Genomic DNA, 17,057 nt, shown 5'->3' with positions numbered 1-17,057 from the left:
GTTGTTTGTAAAGCCTGTGCTGGCCCTTTCGCGGGTGAACCCGCTCCCACAGGGATATCGAAGGTTTCAAGGCCTGTGATGTACCTGTGGGAGCGGGTTCACCCGCGAAAAGGCCAGCACAGGCAACCATACTAAGGAGCCTCAATGCCGGCCCACATCGAAGACTATGCCCTGCTGGGCAATTGCCGCAGCGCCGCCCTGGTCAGCCGCGATGGCTCGCTCGACTGGCTGTGCCTGCCACGCTTCGACGCCCCCGCGGTATTCGCCGCACTGCTGGGCAACGAGGAAAACGGCCGCTGGCGCCTTGCCCCCAGCGACCCGGTCGAACACAGCAGCCGCCAATACCTGGACGACACCCTGGTACTGGAAACCATCTGGGTCACCGCCACCGGCCGCGCCCGCGTGCTGGACTTCATGCCGCTGGGCGAGGTCAACGCGCTGGTGCGCATCGTCGAAGGCCTAGCCGGCGAAACCAACTTCGAAATGGACCTGGTAATGCGCTTCGACTACGGCCGCAGCGTGCCCTGGGTAGAACGGCTCGACCCGCTGTCCCTCAGCGCTGTCGCCGGCCCCGACCGACTGATTCTGTGCAGCACCGTTCCCCCGCATGCCCGCGACCAGCACACCGTCGCCCGCTTTCGCGTCGGTGCGGGCGAACGCCAGGTGTTCAGCCTGCGTCACCAGCCATCGCACCTGCCGGTGCAGCCCGGCTGTGATAGCGACGAAGCGCTGGCGCAGACCATCGACCAATGGCAGGCCTTCGCCGCCCGCTGCCCACAGGTGGGCCCATACTCCGCCTTGGTGCGCCGCTCGCTGCTGACCCTCAAGGCCATGACCTATGCGCCCACCGGCGGCATCGTTGCCGCCGTCACCACCTCGCTGCCCGAGCGCATCGGTCACGAGCGCAACTGGGACTACCGCTTCTGTTGGCTGCGCGACGCGACCATGACACTGCTGGCCTTCATGAACCTCGGCTACTTCGATGAAGCCCAGGCTTGGCGCGAGTGGTTGTTGCGCTCGGTGGCCGGCAACCCGGAGCAGATGCAGATCATGTACGGCCTGGCCGGCGAACGCGACCTGCAGGAATACACCTTGCCGTGGCTGGCCGGCTACGAGCACTCGCAACCGGTGCGGGTGGGCAATGCAGCGTCAGCGCAGATGCAGCTGGACATCTACGGCGAGCTCGCCGATGCCATGACCCAGGCAATCAAGGGCGGCTTGCCCCGCCACTCGCGCAGCGCCGCCATCGCCCGCTCGATCCTGCCTTACGTCGAGCGCATCTGGCGCCAGGCGGACGAGGGCATCTGGGAAGTGCGCGGCGGCCGGCAGCAGTTCGTGCACTCCAAGGTCATGGCCTGGGTGGCGTTCGACCGTGCCGCGGGGCTGGCCGACACCACCGAGGAGGGCCGCGAGCGCGGGCGGCATTACCGCCAGGTGGCTGACGAGATTCGTCGTGAAGTGTGCGCGCAGGGCCTGGACCCCAGCGGCCGCTTTTTCGTCCAGGCCTATGGCTCGACCGAGATGGACGCCAGCTTGTTGCAGATCGCCCTGACCGGCTTTCTGCCGGCGGATGACCCGCGCTTTTTGCGCACGCTCGAACAGGTCGAACAACGCCTGCTGAAAAACGGCCTGCTGCTGCGCTATGACAGCGATCGCTGCAGCGATGGCCTGACGTCCGGGGAGGGCACCTTCCTGGTGTGTTCGTTCTGGCTGGCCGACGTGTATGTATTGCTGGGCCGCCAGGCAGAAGCGCAGGCACTGTACGAACGCTTGACCGGCCTGTGCAACGACCTTGGCCTGCTGGCTGAACAGTACGACCCGGCGGGCCAGCGCATGCTTGGCAACTTCCCCCAGGCGTTCAGCCATATCGGCATCATCAACACCGCACTGAACCTGCACCGCGCACAGTGCCCGGTGCGTGATCGGGCGAGCTGTAGCTAAGTCAGGTGGCGGTCTCCTACAGGGATTGCGCTGGCTTGGAGTAAGCGGAGTAGACTAGGGCAAACCCCTTTGGCACGGAGCACACATGGGCATTCGCGGTACTGACCGGCAGATCGGCAACATCGAGTTCAATTTCATCTACTCAGACGGTCATGAGCTGGCGGTGTGGACGGCCCAAGCCTGATGGCCAACCACAAGATCGAAATCCGCCGACGCAATATCGAGAAGATTCTGCAGGCAGCGGAAAAGGTGTTCGCCGAGAAGGGCTATGGCGCCACCTCGATGGGTGATATCGCCGAGCAGGCCGAGTTGCCGCGTTCCAACCTTCATTACTACTTCAGCACCAAGGACGACCTGTTCCGTGCTGTGCTGCAGGACCTGCTGGACGTGTGGAAGCAGGACGCGCTGTGCTTCGAGAACTTCGACGACCCGCGCGTGGTGCTCACCAGTTACATCCGGGCAAAGATGGGCCACTCGCGCTCGCGGCCGCTGGGCTCGAAGATCTGGGCCGAAGAGATGCTGCATGGGGCGCCGGTGCTGGGGGTGAACCTGGATGAAAGCCTGGTGCCCTGGGCCAAGCTGAAGGAAGCCAAGATCCGCCGCTGGGTGGAGGAGGGGCGCATCCTGCCGGTGGAGCCGTCGGCGCTTTTGTACATGATCTGGGCCTCGACCCAGCACTATGCCGACTTTGGTTACCAGGTGACGTTGCTCAATGGCGGGGAGGCGTTGTCGGACATGGCCTTTGAAAATGCCGTGCAGACGGTGACCAGTGTGATCTTGCGGGGGATCGGGCTGGAGCCTTGAGGTCGGGGCCGCCGCGCGGCCCCAATGGGTTTCAGCTGGCCTCGCGGTAGGGGTTACGCGGGTCCTGCGTCCAGTTCAGGTAAGGCTTGCCGGTATCCTGAGCCACCATTTCGATGCAGCTCTCCACCGGGCAGGTGATCTGGCACAGGTTGCAGCCCACGCATTCTTCCTCGATCACACTGTAGGCATGCGTGCCATCTGCCTTCAGCGTACTGGCAATCGCCTGGTGGGAAGTATCCTCACAGGCAATGTGGCAGCGCCCGCAGCCAATGCATGCTTGTTGGTCGATGTGCGCCACCGACTTGTAGTTCATGTCCAGGTACTTCCAGTCGGTGGTATGCCCTACCGCCTGGCCGCGGAACGCCTCGATGTTGTGGTGCCCATGCTGGTCCATCCAGCGCGCCAGGCCGTCCTTCATGTCCTCGACGATGCGGAAGCCGTGCAGCATCGCTGCCGTGCACACCTGCACGGCACCGCTGCCCAGGGCCATGAACTCGGCTGCGTCACGCCAGCTGCCGATGCCGCCAATACCGCAGATCGGCAAACCGTGCGTCTGCGGGTCGCGGGCGATTTCCGCCACCATGTTCAGGGCAATCGGCTTCACCGCCGAACCGCAGTAACCGCCATGGGTGCTCTGGTCACCGACGATGGGGTGGGCGACCATGCGGTCGAGGTCGACGCTGGTGATCGAGTTGATGGTATTGATCAACGACACTGCATCGGCCCCGCCACGGTGGGCGGCGCGGGCCGACTGGCGGATGTCGGTGATGTTCGGCGTGAGTTTGACGATCACCGGCAGCGAGCAATACGTCTTGCACCAGCGGGTGACCATTTCGACGTACTCCGGCACCTGGCCGACCGCCGCACCCATGCCGCGCTCCGGCATGCCGTGCGGGCAGCCGAAATTCAGTTCGATGCCATCGGCCCCGGTGGCTTCCACCAGCGGCAGGATGAACTTCCACGAGTCTTCCACGCACGGCACCATCAGCGAAACGATCAGTGCGCGGTCGGGCCAGTCCTTCTTCACCTGGGTGATTTCGCGCAGGTTGATGTCCAGCGAGCGGTCGGTGATCAGCTCGATGTTGTTGATGCCCTGCACCTGGCGGTTGGGGCCGTAATGCGCCGAGTAGCGCGACGACACGTTGACTGCCGCCGGGTCTTCGCCCAGTGTTTTCCACACTACGCCACCCCAGCCGGCCTCGAAGGCGCGGACCACGTTGTAGGCCTTGTCGGTTGGCGGTGCGGAGGCCAGCCAGAAGGGGTTGGGTGCCTTGATGCCGGCAAATTCGATGGACAGGTCGGCCATTTACGCAGCCTCCACGTTGAGCATGAGTTGGGCATGGATGGCTTCGGCGGCCAGCTTGCCGTGTTGCACGGCCTGGACGGTCAGGTCCTGGCCCAGGGCGGTGCAGTCGCCGCCGGCATAGACACCCGGCAGGCTGGTCTGCATCGTTTCGTCGACGCGGATGCGCTCGCCGTCGCGCGCCAGCTGTGCGGCCACCGGGTCACCGAGGCTGGTGTCGTCGAAGCGTTGGCCGATGGCCTTGAAGATCGCATCGGCGGCCAGTTCGAAGGTGTCGCCGGTGTCGCGCAGGTGGCCGTCTGCCAGTTCGGTGCAGGCGAAGCGCATGCCGCGCACCTTGCCGCTGTCGTCCAGCAGCACGGCATCGGGGCGGGCCCAGGTGTGCAGGCGTACCTGGTTGGCCTTGGCGATCTCCTGCTCGTGGCCGGTCGCACCCATGTCGGCATGGCCGCGGCGGTACACCAGGTTGACGTCGCGAGCACCCAGGCGGCTCATCTGCACGGCCATGTCGATGGCGGTGTTGCCGGCGCCGATCACCAGGCAGCGGTCGGCCAGGGGCAACTGGCTCAGGTCGTCGGCCTGGCGTAGTTCGCGGATGTATGCGGTGGCGGCGAGCAGGCCGGGGGCCTCTTCATCCGGCAGGCCGAGCTGGCGCACAGCATTCAGGCCGAGGCCGAGGAACACTGCGTCGTACTGGTCGCGCAGTTCGCCCAGGCCGAGGTTGCTGCCCAGGCGCTGGCCATGGCGAATTTCAATGCCACCGATACCAAGCAGGAATTCCACTTCACGCTGGGCGTAGTCGTCCACCAGCTTGTAGCGGGCGATGCCGTACTCGTTGAGGCCCCCGGCCTTGTCGCTGGCCTCGAACACGACCACATCATGCCCGTGCATGGCCAGGCGGTGGGCGCACGACAGCCCGGCGGGGCCGGCACCAACTACGGCGATGCGCTTGCCAGTGGCCGGCGAGCGCTGGAACGGGTGCTCGGTGAAGTGGGCGTTGTCCAGGGCATAGCGCTGCAGCTGGCCGATCAGCACCGGTGCGCATTCCTGCGCGTTGTTGCGTACGCAGGCTTGCTGGCAAAGGATTTCGGTGGGGCAGACGCGGGCGCAACTGCCGCCGAGGATGTTGGCCGAGAGAATGCGCTCGGCGGCGCCTTGCAGGTTTTCGTCGCTGATGCGGTGGATGAACGACGGGATGTCGATCTCGCTAGGGCAGGCGTTGACGCAGGGAGCGTCATAGCAATACAGGCAGCGTGCGCTTTCGACGGCGGCCTGGCGGGCGGTGAGGGGTGGGGCCAGGTCGCTGAAGCGCTCGGCCAGCTGGTCGGCACCGGCCCGGGGGCGCGGCAAGTGGTTCAGAGCGTCGATCACGGTTGTAGCCTCTCTATTTTTTATGGATGCAGGCGACAAGCATTGCGGTGGTTTCTGGGGCCGCTGCGCGCCCCATCGCGACACAAGGCCGCTCCTACAAGGAACCGCACACTCCTGTAGGAGCGGCCTTGTGTCGCGATGGGCTGCACAGCAGCCCCAATGGCCTTAACGCTTCACAGGCGTCGGCCGCTGCACTTCAGCCCTGCGCCCCAGCACCTCGTACACCGACGGATACGCCGGCCGTTCCACATACCGCCCCGCGCCTTTTTCCGCACGCAGGTCGCCATCGGCCCAGAGCACCTTGCCCTGGCTGATGGTATGGCTGGGGATGCCGCGTACGGTACGGCCTTCGAAGATGTTGAAATCCACCTGCTGGTGGTGGGTCTTGGCCGAGATGGTACGGGTGCCTTGCGGGTCCCACAGCACCAGGTCGGCGTCAGCGCCAACACGAATGGCACCCTTGCGCGGGAACAGGTTGAAGATCTTCGCGGTGTTGGTGGAGGTCAGCGCGACGAACTCATGCATCGACAGGCGCCCGCTGTTCACCCCGGCATCCCACAGCACCGCCATGCGGTCCTCAATGCCGGCAGTGCCGTTGGGGATACGGCTGAAGTCGTCGCGGCCCATGGCTTTCTGTTCGGCGCAGAAGCAGCAATGGTCGGTGGCGGTGGTGTGCAGGTTGCCCGACTGCAGCCCGCGCCACAGCGCCTCCTGGTGTTCACGCGGGCGGAATGGTGGGCTCATCACATAGCCTGCGGCGGTGGCCCAGTCCGGGTCGCGGTAGACGCTGTCATCCAGCAGCAGATGGCCGGGCAGGACTTCACCGTACACCGGCTGGCCCTTGCCCCTGGCATAGGCGATTTCGTCCAGCGCTTCGCGGCTGGAAACATGCACCAGGTACAGTGGCGTGCCCAGGGTCTCGGCAATGCGGATGGCGCGGCTTGCCGCCTCGCCCTCGACCTGGGACGGACGTGACAGCGGGTGGGCCTCCGGCCCGGTCAGGCCCTGGGCCAGCAGTTTTTTCTGCAGGTGGTACACCAGTTCGCCGTTCTCGGCATGCACGGTGGGCACCGCACCCAGTTGCAGGCAGCGCTCGAAGCTGGCCACCAGGGTGTCGTCGGCGGCCATGATCGCATTCTTGTAGGCCATGAAGTGTTTGAAGCTGTTCACCCCATGGTTGGCCACCAGCTCGCCCATCTCTTCGGCTACCTGCTCGCTCCACCAGGTGATGGCGACATGGAAGCCGTAGTCGCTGGCGCTTTTCTGCGCCCAGCCGCGCCAGGTGTGAAAGGCCTCCAGCAACGACTGCTGAGGGTTGGGGATGACGAAGTCGATGATTGAGGTAGTGCCACCGGCCAGGCCCGCGGCGGTGCCGCTGAAGAAGTCCTCGCTGGCCACGGTGCCCATGAACGGCAGCTGCATGTGGGTATGCGGGTCGATGCCGCCGGGCATCAGGTACTGGCCGCTGCCGTCGAGGGTTTCGCAGCCGGTGGGCGGTTCGAGGTTTTGCCCGATGGCGCTGATAAGGCCATCGGCACACAGGACATCGGCGGGGTAACTCTCTTCGTGGGTGACCACGGTGGCGCCACGGATCAACAGGGACATGCCGTTTTCCTCGCAGGCTGACCGGTCTGGGCCGGTTCTTGGAATTGTCTTGGTGCAGGGCGGGCAGGGGTGGTTAATCCTGTCAGGCCTGACAAGATTCGAGGCTAGATGCAGATCCTGGATTCGGCAAGAAAATTTTCACATTAAATTTGTGGTTTTTAAGATATTGATATTAAAGGGTTAATTTATTTCAGTGCGCTGACTGCGCGGTTCTCCAAAGCGTTGACTAACTTGACAAGATGAAAATCTGGTCGAGATTTTCAAACACATGAATGCGTGTGTACTCCGGCCATCGAGTGAACCCGATGGGCAAACAACTACAAAAAATCTGGAGAAGGCTCCCATGCAGCAAAGCAGATCGGAAGTGGTCGAGCAGGATGGCTTGTTCGAGCTGTCCGAGGGCAGCGATGTTCTCGACAGCCCGCGCTACAACCACGACATCGCCCCGACCAAGGTGCACCAGCGTACCTGGAACAAATGGCATATCACCGCCCTGTGGGTGGGCATGTCCATCTGCGTGCCCACCTACACCCTCGGCGGCGTGCTCACCGCCTACTTCGGCCTCAGCGTGGGCGAAGCCTTGCTGGCGATCTTGCTGGCCAACCTGATCGTGCTGATTCCGCTCACCCTCAACGCCTTCCCTGGCACCAAGTACGGCATTCCGTTCCCGGTGCTGCTGCGTTCGTCGTTCGGCATCATCGGCTCAAACGTGCCATGCCTGATCCGCGCGGTAGTCGCTTGTGGCTGGTTCGGCATCCAGACCATGTTCGGCGGCTTGGCCATCCACCTGTTCCTCGGCTCGGTGTTCGACGGCTGGAAGGCCCTGGGCGGCACTGGCGAGGTGATCGGCTTCATGATCTTCTGGTGCCTGAACCTGTGGGTGGTGCTGCGCGGCGCCGAGTCGATCAAGTGGCTCGAAACGCTGTCGGCACCGCTGCTGGTGGCGGTTGGCGTAGGCCTGCTGTTCTGGGCCTTGCCGCACATGTCGATGACCGAACTGCTGGCCCAGCCGCCCAAGCGCCCGGAAGGAGCGAACATGCTCGGCTACTTCTGCGCCGGGCTTACCGCCATGGTCGGTTTCTGGGCCACGCTATCGCTGAACATTCCCGACTTCAGCCGTTACGCCCGCAGCCAGAAGGACCAGATTCTCGGGCAGATCTTCGGCTTGCCGCTGACCATGTTCCTGTTCGCCGCGCTGGGCGTGGTGCTGACCGCTGCCTCGGCGTCGCTGGTTGGCGAGACCGTGTCCGACCCGGTCAGCCTGATCGGCAAGATCCACAGCCCGTTCTGGGTGGCCCTGGCCATGGCGCTGACCGTGATCGCCACGCTGTCGACCAACACCGCGGCGAACATCGTGTCGCCGACCAACGACTTCCAGAACATCGCCCCACGCCTGATCGGTCGCAGCCGAGCGGTGTGGCTGACCGGCTTCATCGGCTTGGCGCTTATGGGGCATGAGTTGCTGAAGAAGCTGGGCTGGATCGTCTCCGACCTGAGCCTGGAGAGTGTGTACTCCAACTGGCTGCTGGGTTATTCCAGCCTGCTGGGGCCGATCGCCGGGATCATGGTGGTGGACTACTTCCTGATTCGCCGGCAGAAGCTGGACCTGGCCGGGCTGTACCGCGACGACGTGTACCCGGCGTGGAACTGGGCCGGTTTTGCCGCCTTTGCGTTGCCGGTGGCGCTGACCGTCATGGCGATTGGCAACAACAGTTTCAGCTGGTTCTACGACTACGGCTGGTTCACCGGTTCGCTGCTGGGTGGGGCGCTGTATTACCTCTTCGCCGGAGTGGTCGCGCGCAGCCCGGCGCGAGTGGCCAAGCCCTTGCCGTGAGACCGCGCTGGCTTTTTCGCGGGTAAACCCGCTCCCACAGGTACAGCGCAGGTCCCGAGGCCAGCGCTGTCCTTGTGGGAGCGGGTTTACCCGCGAAGAGGCCAGCACAGACAACAGAAAAGCCTGAAGGAGAAACCCGTGACCCCAGTCAAAGAGATCCTGAAGACCACCACTCACCATATCGACAGCACCCGCCTTTGGCAGTCCCTGATGGACCTGGCCCGCCTCGGTGCCACCGCCAAGGGCGGCGTGTGCCGCCTGGCCCTGACCGACCTCGACCGCCAGGCCCGCGACCTGTTCGTGCAGTGGTCCGAGGCCGCCGGTTGCACGGTCAGCATCGACGCCGTCGGCAACATCTTCGCCCGTCGCCCGGGGCGTAACCCCAAGCTGCCCCCGGTGATGACCGGTAGCCACATCGACACGCAGCCCACCGGTGGCAAGTTCGACGGCTGCTTCGGGGTGATGGCCGGGCTGGAGGTGCTCCGCACCCTCAACGACCTCGGCGTGGAAACCGAAGCACCGCTGGAAGTGGTGGTGTGGACCAACGAGGAAGGTTCGCGCTTTGCGCCCTGCATGATGGGCTCCGGGGTGTTCGCCGGCAAGTTCACCCTGGAGGAAACCCTGGCCAAGCGCGACGCCCAGGGTGTCAGCGTTGGCGAGGCGTTGAACGCCATCGGCTACGCCGGCCCGCGCGTCGTGTCAGGCCACCCGGTGGGGGCCTATTTCGAAGCGCATATCGAGCAGGGCCCGATCCTCGAAGATCAGCGCAAGACCATCGGCGTGGTGCTGGGCGCGCTGGGCCAGAAGTGGTTCGACCTGACCCTGCGCGGTGTCGAGGCGCACGCCGGCCCTACGCCCATGCACCTGCGCAAGGACGCCCTGGTTGGCGCGGCGGCGGTGGTGGAGGCAGTCAACCGCACCGCCCTCGGCCACCAGCCCCATGCCTGTGGCACGGTGGGTTGCCTGCAGGCCTACCCAGGTTCGCGCAACGTGATCCCGGGCGAAGTGCGCATGACCCTGGACTTCCGTCATCTGGAGGGTGAGCAGCTGAATGCCATGATTGCCGATGTGCGCGCGGTGATCGAGGCGACCTGTGCCAGGTATGGCCTGAGCCACGAACTGGTACCCACGGCCGATTTCCCGGCGTTGTACTTCGACCAGGGGTGTGTCGATGCTGTGCGTGAATCTGCGCAGGCGCTGGGCCTGCCGCACATGGACATTGTCAGCGGCGCGGGGCACGACGCGATCTTCCTGGCCGAACTGGGGCCGGCGGGGATGATTTTCGTGCCGTGCGAGAACGGTATCAGCCATAACGAGATCGAGAACGCCACACCCGAGGACCTCGCCGCGGGCTGCGCGGTGTTGCTGCGCGCGATGCTGGCGGCGTCCGAGGCGATTGCCAGTGGCCGGTTGGCGGCATAGTGGAGCAGCGGGTTGTGGCGAGCACCTGCGAAGCTCCACAATTCATCCCGCGGGCTCAAGACAGCCATCGCGCCCAATGTGATAACGCTGCAGGTCCTGCGCCAGGGTCAGCCGCCCGCTGTAGTGGGCGAGGGCTTCGTCGCGCACGTTGTCGATGCTCGGGCTGCGCCGTGGGTCGCTCTGGTAGCGGGCGCTGAAGTGCGTCAGCACCAGGTTGCGCACGCCCGCAGTTTCGGCAAAGCGCGCCACTGCAGCCGCGGTGCTGTGGCCGAAGGTGACCCCTGTGCGCTCGACCACCGCCAGGGTGAACGTGGCCTCGTGCACCAGCACGTCCGCGCCCTCGGCAACGTCGGCCAACAGCTCGGGGTTGTCGTTGTCGCCGCACACGATCACCCGCCGTGGCGGGCGTGAAGGGCGTAGGTAGTCATTGCCGTGCAGCAGCCTCCCGCCATGCGGCACCGTCAGGCCCTTGGCCAGGTCGCCCCACAACGGGCCGCGGGGGATGCCTTCGGCTTCCAGGCGCGGGATGTCCAGCCGCGGTTCGGGTTTTAGTTCGGTGAACACGAAGCCGACGCTCGGCACCCGGTGCGAAAGCTGCACGCTGGTCACTTGCAGGGCGTCACTGCGCCACTCCACCAGTTCTTCCACGGCCAGCAGGCGCAGTTCGAACGGCAAAAAGGTATCGCTGGCCACCAGCCCCTGGCGCACCCAGTCGTGCAGGGCGGCGGGCAGAACAAGGTCCAGTGGCTGGGTGCGCCCGCTCATGCCGGCGCTGGCCAGCAGGCCCGGCAGGCCGAAGCAATGGTCGCCATGCACGTGGGTGATGAAGATGGCACGCAAGTCGCGAATCGACAGCGGCGTATGCAGCAGCCGGTGCTGGGTGCCTTCGCCGCAGTCGACCAGGTACCAGTGGCTGCCACTGGCTTCGATCACAGCGGTGGCACTGACGTTGCGCGCCGTGGTCGGCACGCCGGCGGAGGTGCCCAGAAACAGCAGGTCCATGGTCTGCCTCCTTGTTTCAGTCCGGCAGTGACGCCAGTACCAGCGGGCCGATGTGCGTCAGACGAAGACAAGGTGCTGATGGCGGCGTGGTACTCAACGGGCTCGTTCCTTCAAGGTGTACGGGGGCGCACACCTTAGCCGGATTGCCGCATGTCGTCGATGGCGCGCCAGGTCTTGCCTACTCGGCCTGCCGCCAGATGAGCTTGCTGGTGTCATAGCCTTGCTCCCGGGCGATCGTCAGCAATTGCTCGCGCAATTGGTCGGTGACCGCGGGCGTGCGCGAAAGCAGCCACAGGTATTCGCGGTTCGGGTGGCCGACCAACGCCACGCGGTAGTCCTGGTCGTGGTACAGCACCCAGTACTCGCCCTTGGTCAGGCCGGGCGCGAGGCGGCTGAACCAGTTGTCGAAGCGCACCCAGAGCTTGTCGGTGCTGCCCGGTTGCTGGGCTTCGGCGATGCCCTTGGCCTGGTTCCACTGGCCGTCCTTTTCCCGGCAGCGGTTGGTCACGTCGATGCGGCCGTCCTCTCGCAGCCCATAGCGCGCCTCGGACTGCACGCAGTTGCGCTGAAAGAACATCGGCAGCCGCGCGAGTTCGTACCAGGTGCCCTGGTAACGTTGCAGGTCGACCTGCTGGGTGCGCGGCGGCGCCGGGTGATCGTTGCCGGCGCAGCCGAGCAGGGCCAGGGTCATGCAGGAAAGTAGCAACGTGTTGCGTAGCGCCATGGTGAACCTCCTTGATACGGACAGGGCTTACCTGTGTTTCGATGCGGGCGAGAGGCAAAAGTTGTACAGAATCGTGCCTTTCAGAACGAACCGGTCTGCACTTCGCCGGCACGCACGTAGCGGGCGATGACCACGCCCTTGGGCGAAACCTGCGAGTGCTGCAGGGTGAAGGCCGCCGCTGCCGCATCGTCGCCGAACAGGCGCTTGCCGTGGCCGAGCAGCAACGGGTGGATCAGCAGTTGCAGTTCATCGACCAGGCCCGCCGACAGCAGTTGTTGCACCAGATCGCTGCTGCCCTGAGTCAGCAGGTTGGCGCCGTCCTGTTGTTTCAGCGCGCGGACCGCTGCGGTGACGTCCGCGCCCAGGGAGTGGCTGTTGTGCCAGTCGAGGGTTGCGGGGGTGTGGGTGGCCACGTGCTTGGGCACGCTGTTGAACAGGTTGGCGATGGAGAAGTCTTCCGAGCTGTCTTTTACCTTTGGCCAGTAGCTGGCGAAGATGTCGTAGGTGCGACGGCCCAGCAGCAGCTCGAAGGGCTGGCTGAACAGGGCCTGCATGGCCTGGCCGAAGACTTCCTCGGCGTAGGGCACGATCCAGCCGCCGTAGGTGAAGCCGCCGCTGGTGTCTTCCTGCGGGCCGCCGGGGGCCTGCATGACACCGTCGAGGCTGATGAAGGCGGCTACGATGAGTTTGCGCATGGGGACTCTCCTGTTGGCAGCCGGGGTGGCTGGGGGCATGGGATAGTCGAATGGCGGGCAGCAGAATCGACGGGGCCTTGTGCTGTGTCTGCACTGGCCCTATCGCCGGCAAGCCAGCTCCCACAGGTACACCACAGTCCTTGGGTGCAGCGTAAAACCTGTGGGAGCTGGCTTGCCGGCGATAGGGCCGGTACAAGCTACATCACAGCCAGTAGGTGACCGCCCACCACCCCAGCCCACCCATCACTACGGTATAGGGCAAGGCCATCCACACCATTCGCCCATACGACAGCCGGATCAGCGGTGCAATCGCCGAAGTCAGCAGGAACAGGAACGCCGCCTGCCCATTCGGCGTAGCCACGCTCGGCAGGTTGGTGCCGGTGTTGATCGCCACCGCCAGCGTCTCGAAATGCTCGCGGCTCATGCTGCCATTGAGAAATGCCTGCTTCACCTCGGTGATGTAGATGGTGGCAACGAATACGTTGTCGCTGATGGCCGACAGCAGGCCGTTGGCCAGGTACAGCATGCCCGGCTGCTGCTCTGCCGGCAGCGCCAGCACCCAGGTAATCAGCGGGCTGAACAGTTGCTGCTGATGAATTACCGCCACCACGGCGAAGAACACCACCAGCAAAGCGGTGAACGGCATGGCGTCCTGGAAGGCACGGCCCAGGCGGTGTTCGTCGGTAATGCCGGTGAATGCCGTGATCAGCACGATCACCATCAGGCCGATCAGGCCGACCTCGGCAACATGCAGGCCCAGGCAGACGATCAGGATCAGTGCGGCGAACCCTTGCACCCAAAGCGCGATGCGCTGGGCAGTGGTACGTGCAGCATCGTCCTCGGCGGCGTAGGCGGCCAATACCTGACGCACCGGCTCGGGCATCAACGTGCCGTAGCCGAACAGGCGCAGCTTCTCCAGCAGTACGCAGGTCAGCAGGCCGGCGCCCAGCACCGGCAACGACACCGGCGCCACCTTCAGAAAGAAATCGGCAAAGTGCCAGCCCATCTCATGGCCGATCAGCAGGTTCTGCGGCTCGCCCACCAGCGTGCACACGCCGCCCAGGGCGGTACCCACCGCGCCATGCATCAGCAGGCTGCGCAGGAAGGCGCGGAACTGGTCGAGGTCTTCACGGTGCAACTGTGCGACCTGCTGGTCGCTGTCCAGCGCACTGTCTTCGCGCGGGTTGGCCCCGGAGGCTACGCGGTGGTACACCGCATAGAAACCGACCGCGGCGCTGATGATCACGGCGGTCACGGTCAGCGCATCGAGAAACGCCGACAGGAATGCCGACAGCACGCAGAACAGCAACGCCAGAATCGCCTTCGAACGCACCCCCAGCAGGATGCGCGAGAACAGGAACAGCAGCAGTTCCTTCATGAAGTGGATGCCCGCCACCATGAACATCAGCAGCAGGATCACCGGGAAGTTGTGTTGCAGCTCTTCATACAGGGCTTGTGGGGTGGTCATCTGCAACAGCAGGGCCTCGACCAGCAGCAGGCCGCCAGGCATCAACGGGTAGCACTTCAGCGCCATGCCAAGGGTGAAGATGAATTCGAGCACCAGTGCCCAGCCGGCGGCCACCGGGCCGACGGTCATAAGCAGCAGCGGGTTGAGCACCAGGAACAGGCAGATGACTGCCTTGTACCAAAGCGGCGACTGGCCCAGAAAGCTGTGGGCCAGGGCGCCGGTCAGGGAGCGCGACATGAATTTGTATCCTTATGATTCGGCGATGGCGCACGGTGCCGGATCAGCGCGCCTTAGGCAAGGCGTAAAGTCCCGTTTTTGGCACAAGTGCGGTCACCCGGCTGGGTTACCATCCGTGCCATGAACCCTTCACCCGCAGGAGTGCCGCCCGTGACCGAGTACAGCGCATTCAAGGTCGAACTGACCGACAGCATCGCCCACGTTCAGATCAACCGCCCAGAGAAGGTCAACGCGATGAATGCGGCCTTCTGGGAAGAGATCGTGGATATCTTCCAGTGGATCGACGACACCGATGCGGTGCGGGCGGTAGTGATCAGCGGGGCAGGCAAGCATTTTTCCGCTGGTATCGACCTGATGATGCTGGCTTCGCTGGCCGGGCAGATGGGCAAGGACGTGGGTCGTAACGCACGTTTCCTGCGCAGCACAATCCTGCGCCTGCAGGCGTCGTTCAATGCCGTGGACAAATGCCGCAAGCCGGTACTGGCGGCAGTGCAGGGTTACTGCATTGGCGGCGCCATCGATCTGATCTCGGCCTGCGACATGCGTTACTGCAGCCGCGACGCGCAGTTCTCGATCAAGGAAATCGACATGGGCATGGCCGCCGATGTCGGCACACTGCAACGTTTGCCTCGTATCATCGGTGACGGCATGATGCGTGAGCTGGCTTTCACCGGACGCAATGTCGAGGCCGAAGAGGCGCTGCGCATCGGCCTGGTCAACCGGGTCTATGATGACCAGGCCGCGCTGATGGAAGGGGTCTTTGCCATCGCCGGCGAGATTGCCGCAAAATCGCCGATTGCCGTGGCCGGCACCAAGGAAATGCTCAGCTACATGCGTGACCATCGCATCGACGATGGCCTGGAGTACATCGCTACCTGGAACGCCGCGATGCTGCAGTCCGAAGACCTGCGGGTGGCGGTGGCGGCGCACATGAGCAAACAGAAACCGACGTTCGCCGACTGATCGGGCCGGGGGACGCGCAGTAAAGGAGCCCCGACATGTCAGCACGCTGGACTACCGCAGTAATCGACCCGCAGATCAACGGCGGGCTGGCCGTGGCCCGCAGCCCGGAAGGGTTCCTGGTGGACGACAACGGCGCGCTGTTCCCTCGCGACTGGCTCAAGCGCCAGGACCTCGACGTACTGTGCGAGCACGGCATCGGCCACTTCGACGGCCAGCCGGTGTTCCTGCTGGAGCTGCGCAGCGCCACCCACGTGCCTGGCTGCACTTGGCGGGGCCTTCGCGCGTTCATGCTCGAGGGTGATTTCGACACCTACAAAGTGCTGGGCTATGCCGCGCAGATCGGCACCTGGGCCCGCGAGCACCGCTTCTGCGGCAGCTGCGGCCAGGCAATGACGCAGATTCGCTGGGAGCGGGCGATGTACTGCCAGCCTTGCGACCTGCGCAGCTACCCGCGCATTTCGCCAAGCATGATCGTACTGGTGACCCGTGGCGACGAAATCCTGCTGGCGCGCTCGCCGCGTTTCGTCACCGGGGTGTACAGCACCCTGGCAGGCTTCGCCGAACCGGGCGAGTCGGCCGAGGACTGCCTGGTGCGCGAAGTGCGTGAAGAGGTGGCGGTAGAAGTGAAGAACATTCAGTACGTCGGCAGCCAGTGCTGGCCTTTCCCGCATTCGATGATGCTGGGCTTCCACGCCGAATACGCTGGCGGCGAGATCGTCATGCAGCCGGACGAGATCGAGGATGCCAAGTGGTTCAGCGTCCACGACCTGCCGCCGCTGCCGGCCGGGCGGTCGATTGCCCGGTACCTGATCGATCTGTACGTTGCGCGCCGCCTAGGCTTGGCCGAACCAGTGCTGCCACGCTAGGCGCACGGTCAATGCCAGCACCACGGTGATGAACACCGGGCGGATGAACTTGCTGCCGCCACTGATCGCCGTGCGTGCGCCGAAGAACGCGCCGACCATCACCGACAGGCCCATGCAGAGGCCGACGATGTAGTCCACCTGCCCGGAAATGATGAACACCGTCAGCGCCGCGATGTTGCTGACGAAGTTCATGCTGCGCGCCACGCCGCTGGCGCGGACTAGGTCGATAGGGTAGAGCAGCAGGGTGCTGACCGTCCAGAAAGCCCCGGTACCCGGGCCGGCCACGCCGTCATAGAAGCCCAGGGTGAAGCCTTGCGGCGCCTGCCATTTCTTCCTGATCGGTGCATCGGCATCGAGCGGCGCCTTCGGCGTGCCGCCGAACAGCAGGTAGACGCCACAGGCGAAGACGATCACCGGCAGCATCTTGTTCAGCCATTCGGCCGGCATGTAGTGGGCGATCACTGCGCCGAGCAAAGCACCTACCAGAGTGGCGAACAATGCCGGGCGCCATTGCGCTGGGTGGAACAGCTTGCGCCTGTAGTAGGTGAAGCCGGCGGTGGCCGAGCCGAAGGTAGAGCTGAGCTTGTTGGTGCCCAGTACCAGGTGCGGTGGCATGCCAGCGGTGAGTAGCGCCGGTGTGGTGAGCAGGCCGCCACCGCCGGCGATGGCATCGATGAAACCGGCGACGAAGGCGACCAGGGCCAGGATCAGCAGGGTAAGGGGTTCTACGGTGAGTTCGAAGGGCATGGTTTCTTGGCAGGCAGGGAGGCAAGGGGCGGCAAAGGGCCGCGCTAGAAGGAAAGCATGTTAATCCTGAGGTGT

The 17,057-nt window shown here is 64.6% G+C and carries 14 protein-coding genes; 6 read left to right on the top strand and 8 right to left on the bottom strand.

Going from position 1 to position 17,057, the window contains the following annotated elements; all coding sequences use genetic code 11:
* Positions 1 to 144: 144 nt before the first annotated feature.
* Both IRZ77_RS01400 and IRZ77_RS01395 read left to right on the top strand, forming a co-directional pair.
* The gene (locus IRZ77_RS01400; RefSeq protein WP_135001665.1) at positions 145 to 1,941 is read left to right on the top strand and encodes a glycoside hydrolase family 15 protein; all 1,797 of its coding nucleotides are present in this window, start codon (positions 145 to 147) and stop codon (positions 1,939 to 1,941) included.
* Between the two features lie 183 nt (positions 1,942 to 2,124).
* The gene (locus IRZ77_RS01395) at positions 2,125 to 2,745 is read left to right on the top strand and encodes a TetR/AcrR family transcriptional regulator (RefSeq protein WP_015270992.1); all 621 of its coding nucleotides are present in this window, start codon (positions 2,125 to 2,127) and stop codon (positions 2,743 to 2,745) included.
* Positions 2,746 to 2,776: 31 nt separating this feature from the next.
* On the opposite strand, the gene preA is transcribed toward IRZ77_RS01395, so the two are convergent.
* The 3 genes from preA to hydA all read right to left on the bottom strand — a co-directional run bounded on the left by preA (position 2,777) and on the right by hydA (position 7,024).
* Entirely contained in the window at positions 2,777 to 4,051 is a 1,275-nt protein-coding gene (preA, locus tag IRZ77_RS01390) for an NAD-dependent dihydropyrimidine dehydrogenase subunit PreA (RefSeq protein WP_046615648.1), read from the bottom strand.
* The gene (locus IRZ77_RS01385) at positions 4,052 to 5,419 is read right to left on the bottom strand and encodes an NAD(P)-dependent oxidoreductase (RefSeq protein ID WP_046615649.1); all 1,368 of its coding nucleotides are present in this window, start codon (positions 5,417 to 5,419) and stop codon (positions 4,052 to 4,054) included.
* Positions 5,420 to 5,584: 165 nt separating this feature from the next.
* Entirely contained in the window at positions 5,585 to 7,024 is a 1,440-nt protein-coding gene (gene hydA, locus IRZ77_RS01380) for a dihydropyrimidinase (RefSeq protein WP_046615650.1), read from the bottom strand.
* A 343-nt stretch (positions 7,025 to 7,367) separates the two neighbouring features.
* Between hydA and IRZ77_RS01375 the strand changes: the two genes are divergently transcribed.
* Positions 7,368 to 8,858, top strand: a complete 1,491-nt coding sequence (locus tag IRZ77_RS01375; protein WP_196172718.1) for an NCS1 family nucleobase:cation symporter-1 — start codon at positions 7,368 to 7,370, stop codon at positions 8,856 to 8,858.
* A 138-nt stretch (positions 8,859 to 8,996) separates the two neighbouring features.
* Complete coding sequence (locus IRZ77_RS01370; protein ID WP_135001666.1) at positions 8,997 to 10,280, top strand: Zn-dependent hydrolase; 1,284 nt, start codon at positions 8,997 to 8,999, stop codon at positions 10,278 to 10,280.
* A 42-nt stretch (positions 10,281 to 10,322) separates the two neighbouring features.
* On the opposite strand, the gene IRZ77_RS01365 is transcribed toward IRZ77_RS01370, so the two are convergent.
* The 4 genes from IRZ77_RS01365 to nhaB all read right to left on the bottom strand — a co-directional run bounded on the left by IRZ77_RS01365 (position 10,323) and on the right by nhaB (position 14,406).
* Positions 10,323 to 11,282: a ribonuclease Z gene (locus IRZ77_RS01365; protein WP_046617234.1), complete on the bottom strand. Its 960-nt coding sequence runs from the start codon at positions 11,280 to 11,282 to the stop codon at positions 10,323 to 10,325.
* A 178-nt stretch (positions 11,283 to 11,460) separates the two neighbouring features.
* Entirely contained in the window at positions 11,461 to 12,006 is a 546-nt protein-coding gene (locus tag IRZ77_RS01360) for a lipocalin family protein (RefSeq protein ID WP_046617235.1), read from the bottom strand.
* 80 nt (positions 12,007 to 12,086) lie between these two features.
* Positions 12,087 to 12,701 carry a dihydrofolate reductase family protein gene (locus tag IRZ77_RS01355; RefSeq protein ID WP_046617236.1) on the bottom strand — a complete coding sequence of 205 codons (615 nt, stop codon included), beginning with the start codon at positions 12,699 to 12,701 and terminating at the stop codon, positions 12,087 to 12,089.
* A 202-nt stretch (positions 12,702 to 12,903) separates the two neighbouring features.
* Positions 12,904 to 14,406, bottom strand: coding sequence for a sodium/proton antiporter NhaB (nhaB, locus tag IRZ77_RS01350; RefSeq protein ID WP_085599388.1), 1,503 nt, complete (start codon positions 14,404 to 14,406; stop codon positions 12,904 to 12,906).
* Positions 14,407 to 14,556: 150 nt separating this feature from the next.
* Here nhaB and IRZ77_RS01345 point away from each other — a divergent pair, with 150 nt between their 5' ends.
* Together IRZ77_RS01345 and nudC are read left to right on the top strand one after the other, a co-directional pair.
* A complete protein-coding gene (locus IRZ77_RS01345) occupies positions 14,557 to 15,369 on the top strand; it encodes a crotonase/enoyl-CoA hydratase family protein (RefSeq protein WP_046617238.1) in 813 nt (270 codons plus the stop codon).
* 35 nt (positions 15,370 to 15,404) lie between these two features.
* On the top strand, positions 15,405 to 16,235 hold the full coding sequence (nudC, locus tag IRZ77_RS01340; RefSeq protein WP_085599386.1) for an NAD(+) diphosphatase: 831 nt from the start codon (positions 15,405 to 15,407) through the stop codon (positions 16,233 to 16,235).
* Here the strand turns inward: nudC and IRZ77_RS01335 are convergent.
* On the bottom strand, positions 16,203 to 16,982 hold the full coding sequence (locus IRZ77_RS01335; RefSeq protein WP_085599384.1) for a TSUP family transporter: 780 nt from the start codon (positions 16,980 to 16,982) through the stop codon (positions 16,203 to 16,205). The two genes, nudC and IRZ77_RS01335, sit on opposite strands and share 33 nt — an antisense overlap.
* Positions 16,983 to 17,057 lie beyond the last annotated feature (75 nt).

This window comes from Pseudomonas pudica, from assembly GCF_015680405.1.
Classification (GTDB): Bacteria; Pseudomonadota; Gammaproteobacteria; order Pseudomonadales; family Pseudomonadaceae; genus Aquipseudomonas; species Aquipseudomonas pudica.
The sequence above is the reverse complement of the archived record's forward strand: the minus strand, read 5'-3'. Positions and strand labels throughout refer to the sequence as shown.

Bases quoted from the DNA above. Each gene is read 5' to 3' on its own strand.
- IRZ77_RS01400 (WP_135001665.1), top strand. From the start codon at position 145: ATGCCGGCCCACATCGAAGACTATGCCCTGCTGGGCAATTGCCGCAGC.
- IRZ77_RS01395 (WP_015270992.1), top strand. From the start codon at position 2,125: ATGGCCAACCACAAGATCGAAATCCGCCGACGCAATATCGAGAAGATT.
- preA (WP_046615648.1), bottom strand. From the start codon at position 4,051: ATGGCCGACCTGTCCATCGAATTTGCCGGCATCAAGGCACCCAACCCC.
- hydA (WP_046615650.1), bottom strand. From the start codon at position 7,024: ATGTCCCTGTTGATCCGTGGCGCCACCGTGGTCACCCACGAAGAGAGT.
- IRZ77_RS01375 (WP_196172718.1), top strand. From the start codon at position 7,368: ATGCAGCAAAGCAGATCGGAAGTGGTCGAGCAGGATGGCTTGTTCGAG.
- IRZ77_RS01365 (WP_046617234.1), bottom strand. From the start codon at position 11,282: ATGGACCTGCTGTTTCTGGGCACCTCCGCCGGCGTGCCGACCACGGCG.
- IRZ77_RS01360 (WP_046617235.1), bottom strand. From the start codon at position 12,006: ATGGCGCTACGCAACACGTTGCTACTTTCCTGCATGACCCTGGCCCTG.
- IRZ77_RS01355 (WP_046617236.1), bottom strand. From the start codon at position 12,701: ATGCGCAAACTCATCGTAGCCGCCTTCATCAGCCTCGACGGTGTCATG.
- nhaB (WP_085599388.1), bottom strand. From the start codon at position 14,406: ATGTCGCGCTCCCTGACCGGCGCCCTGGCCCACAGCTTTCTGGGCCAG.
- nudC (WP_085599386.1), top strand. From the start codon at position 15,405: ATGTCAGCACGCTGGACTACCGCAGTAATCGACCCGCAGATCAACGGC.
- IRZ77_RS01335 (WP_085599384.1), bottom strand. From the start codon at position 16,982: ATGCCCTTCGAACTCACCGTAGAACCCCTTACCCTGCTGATCCTGGCC.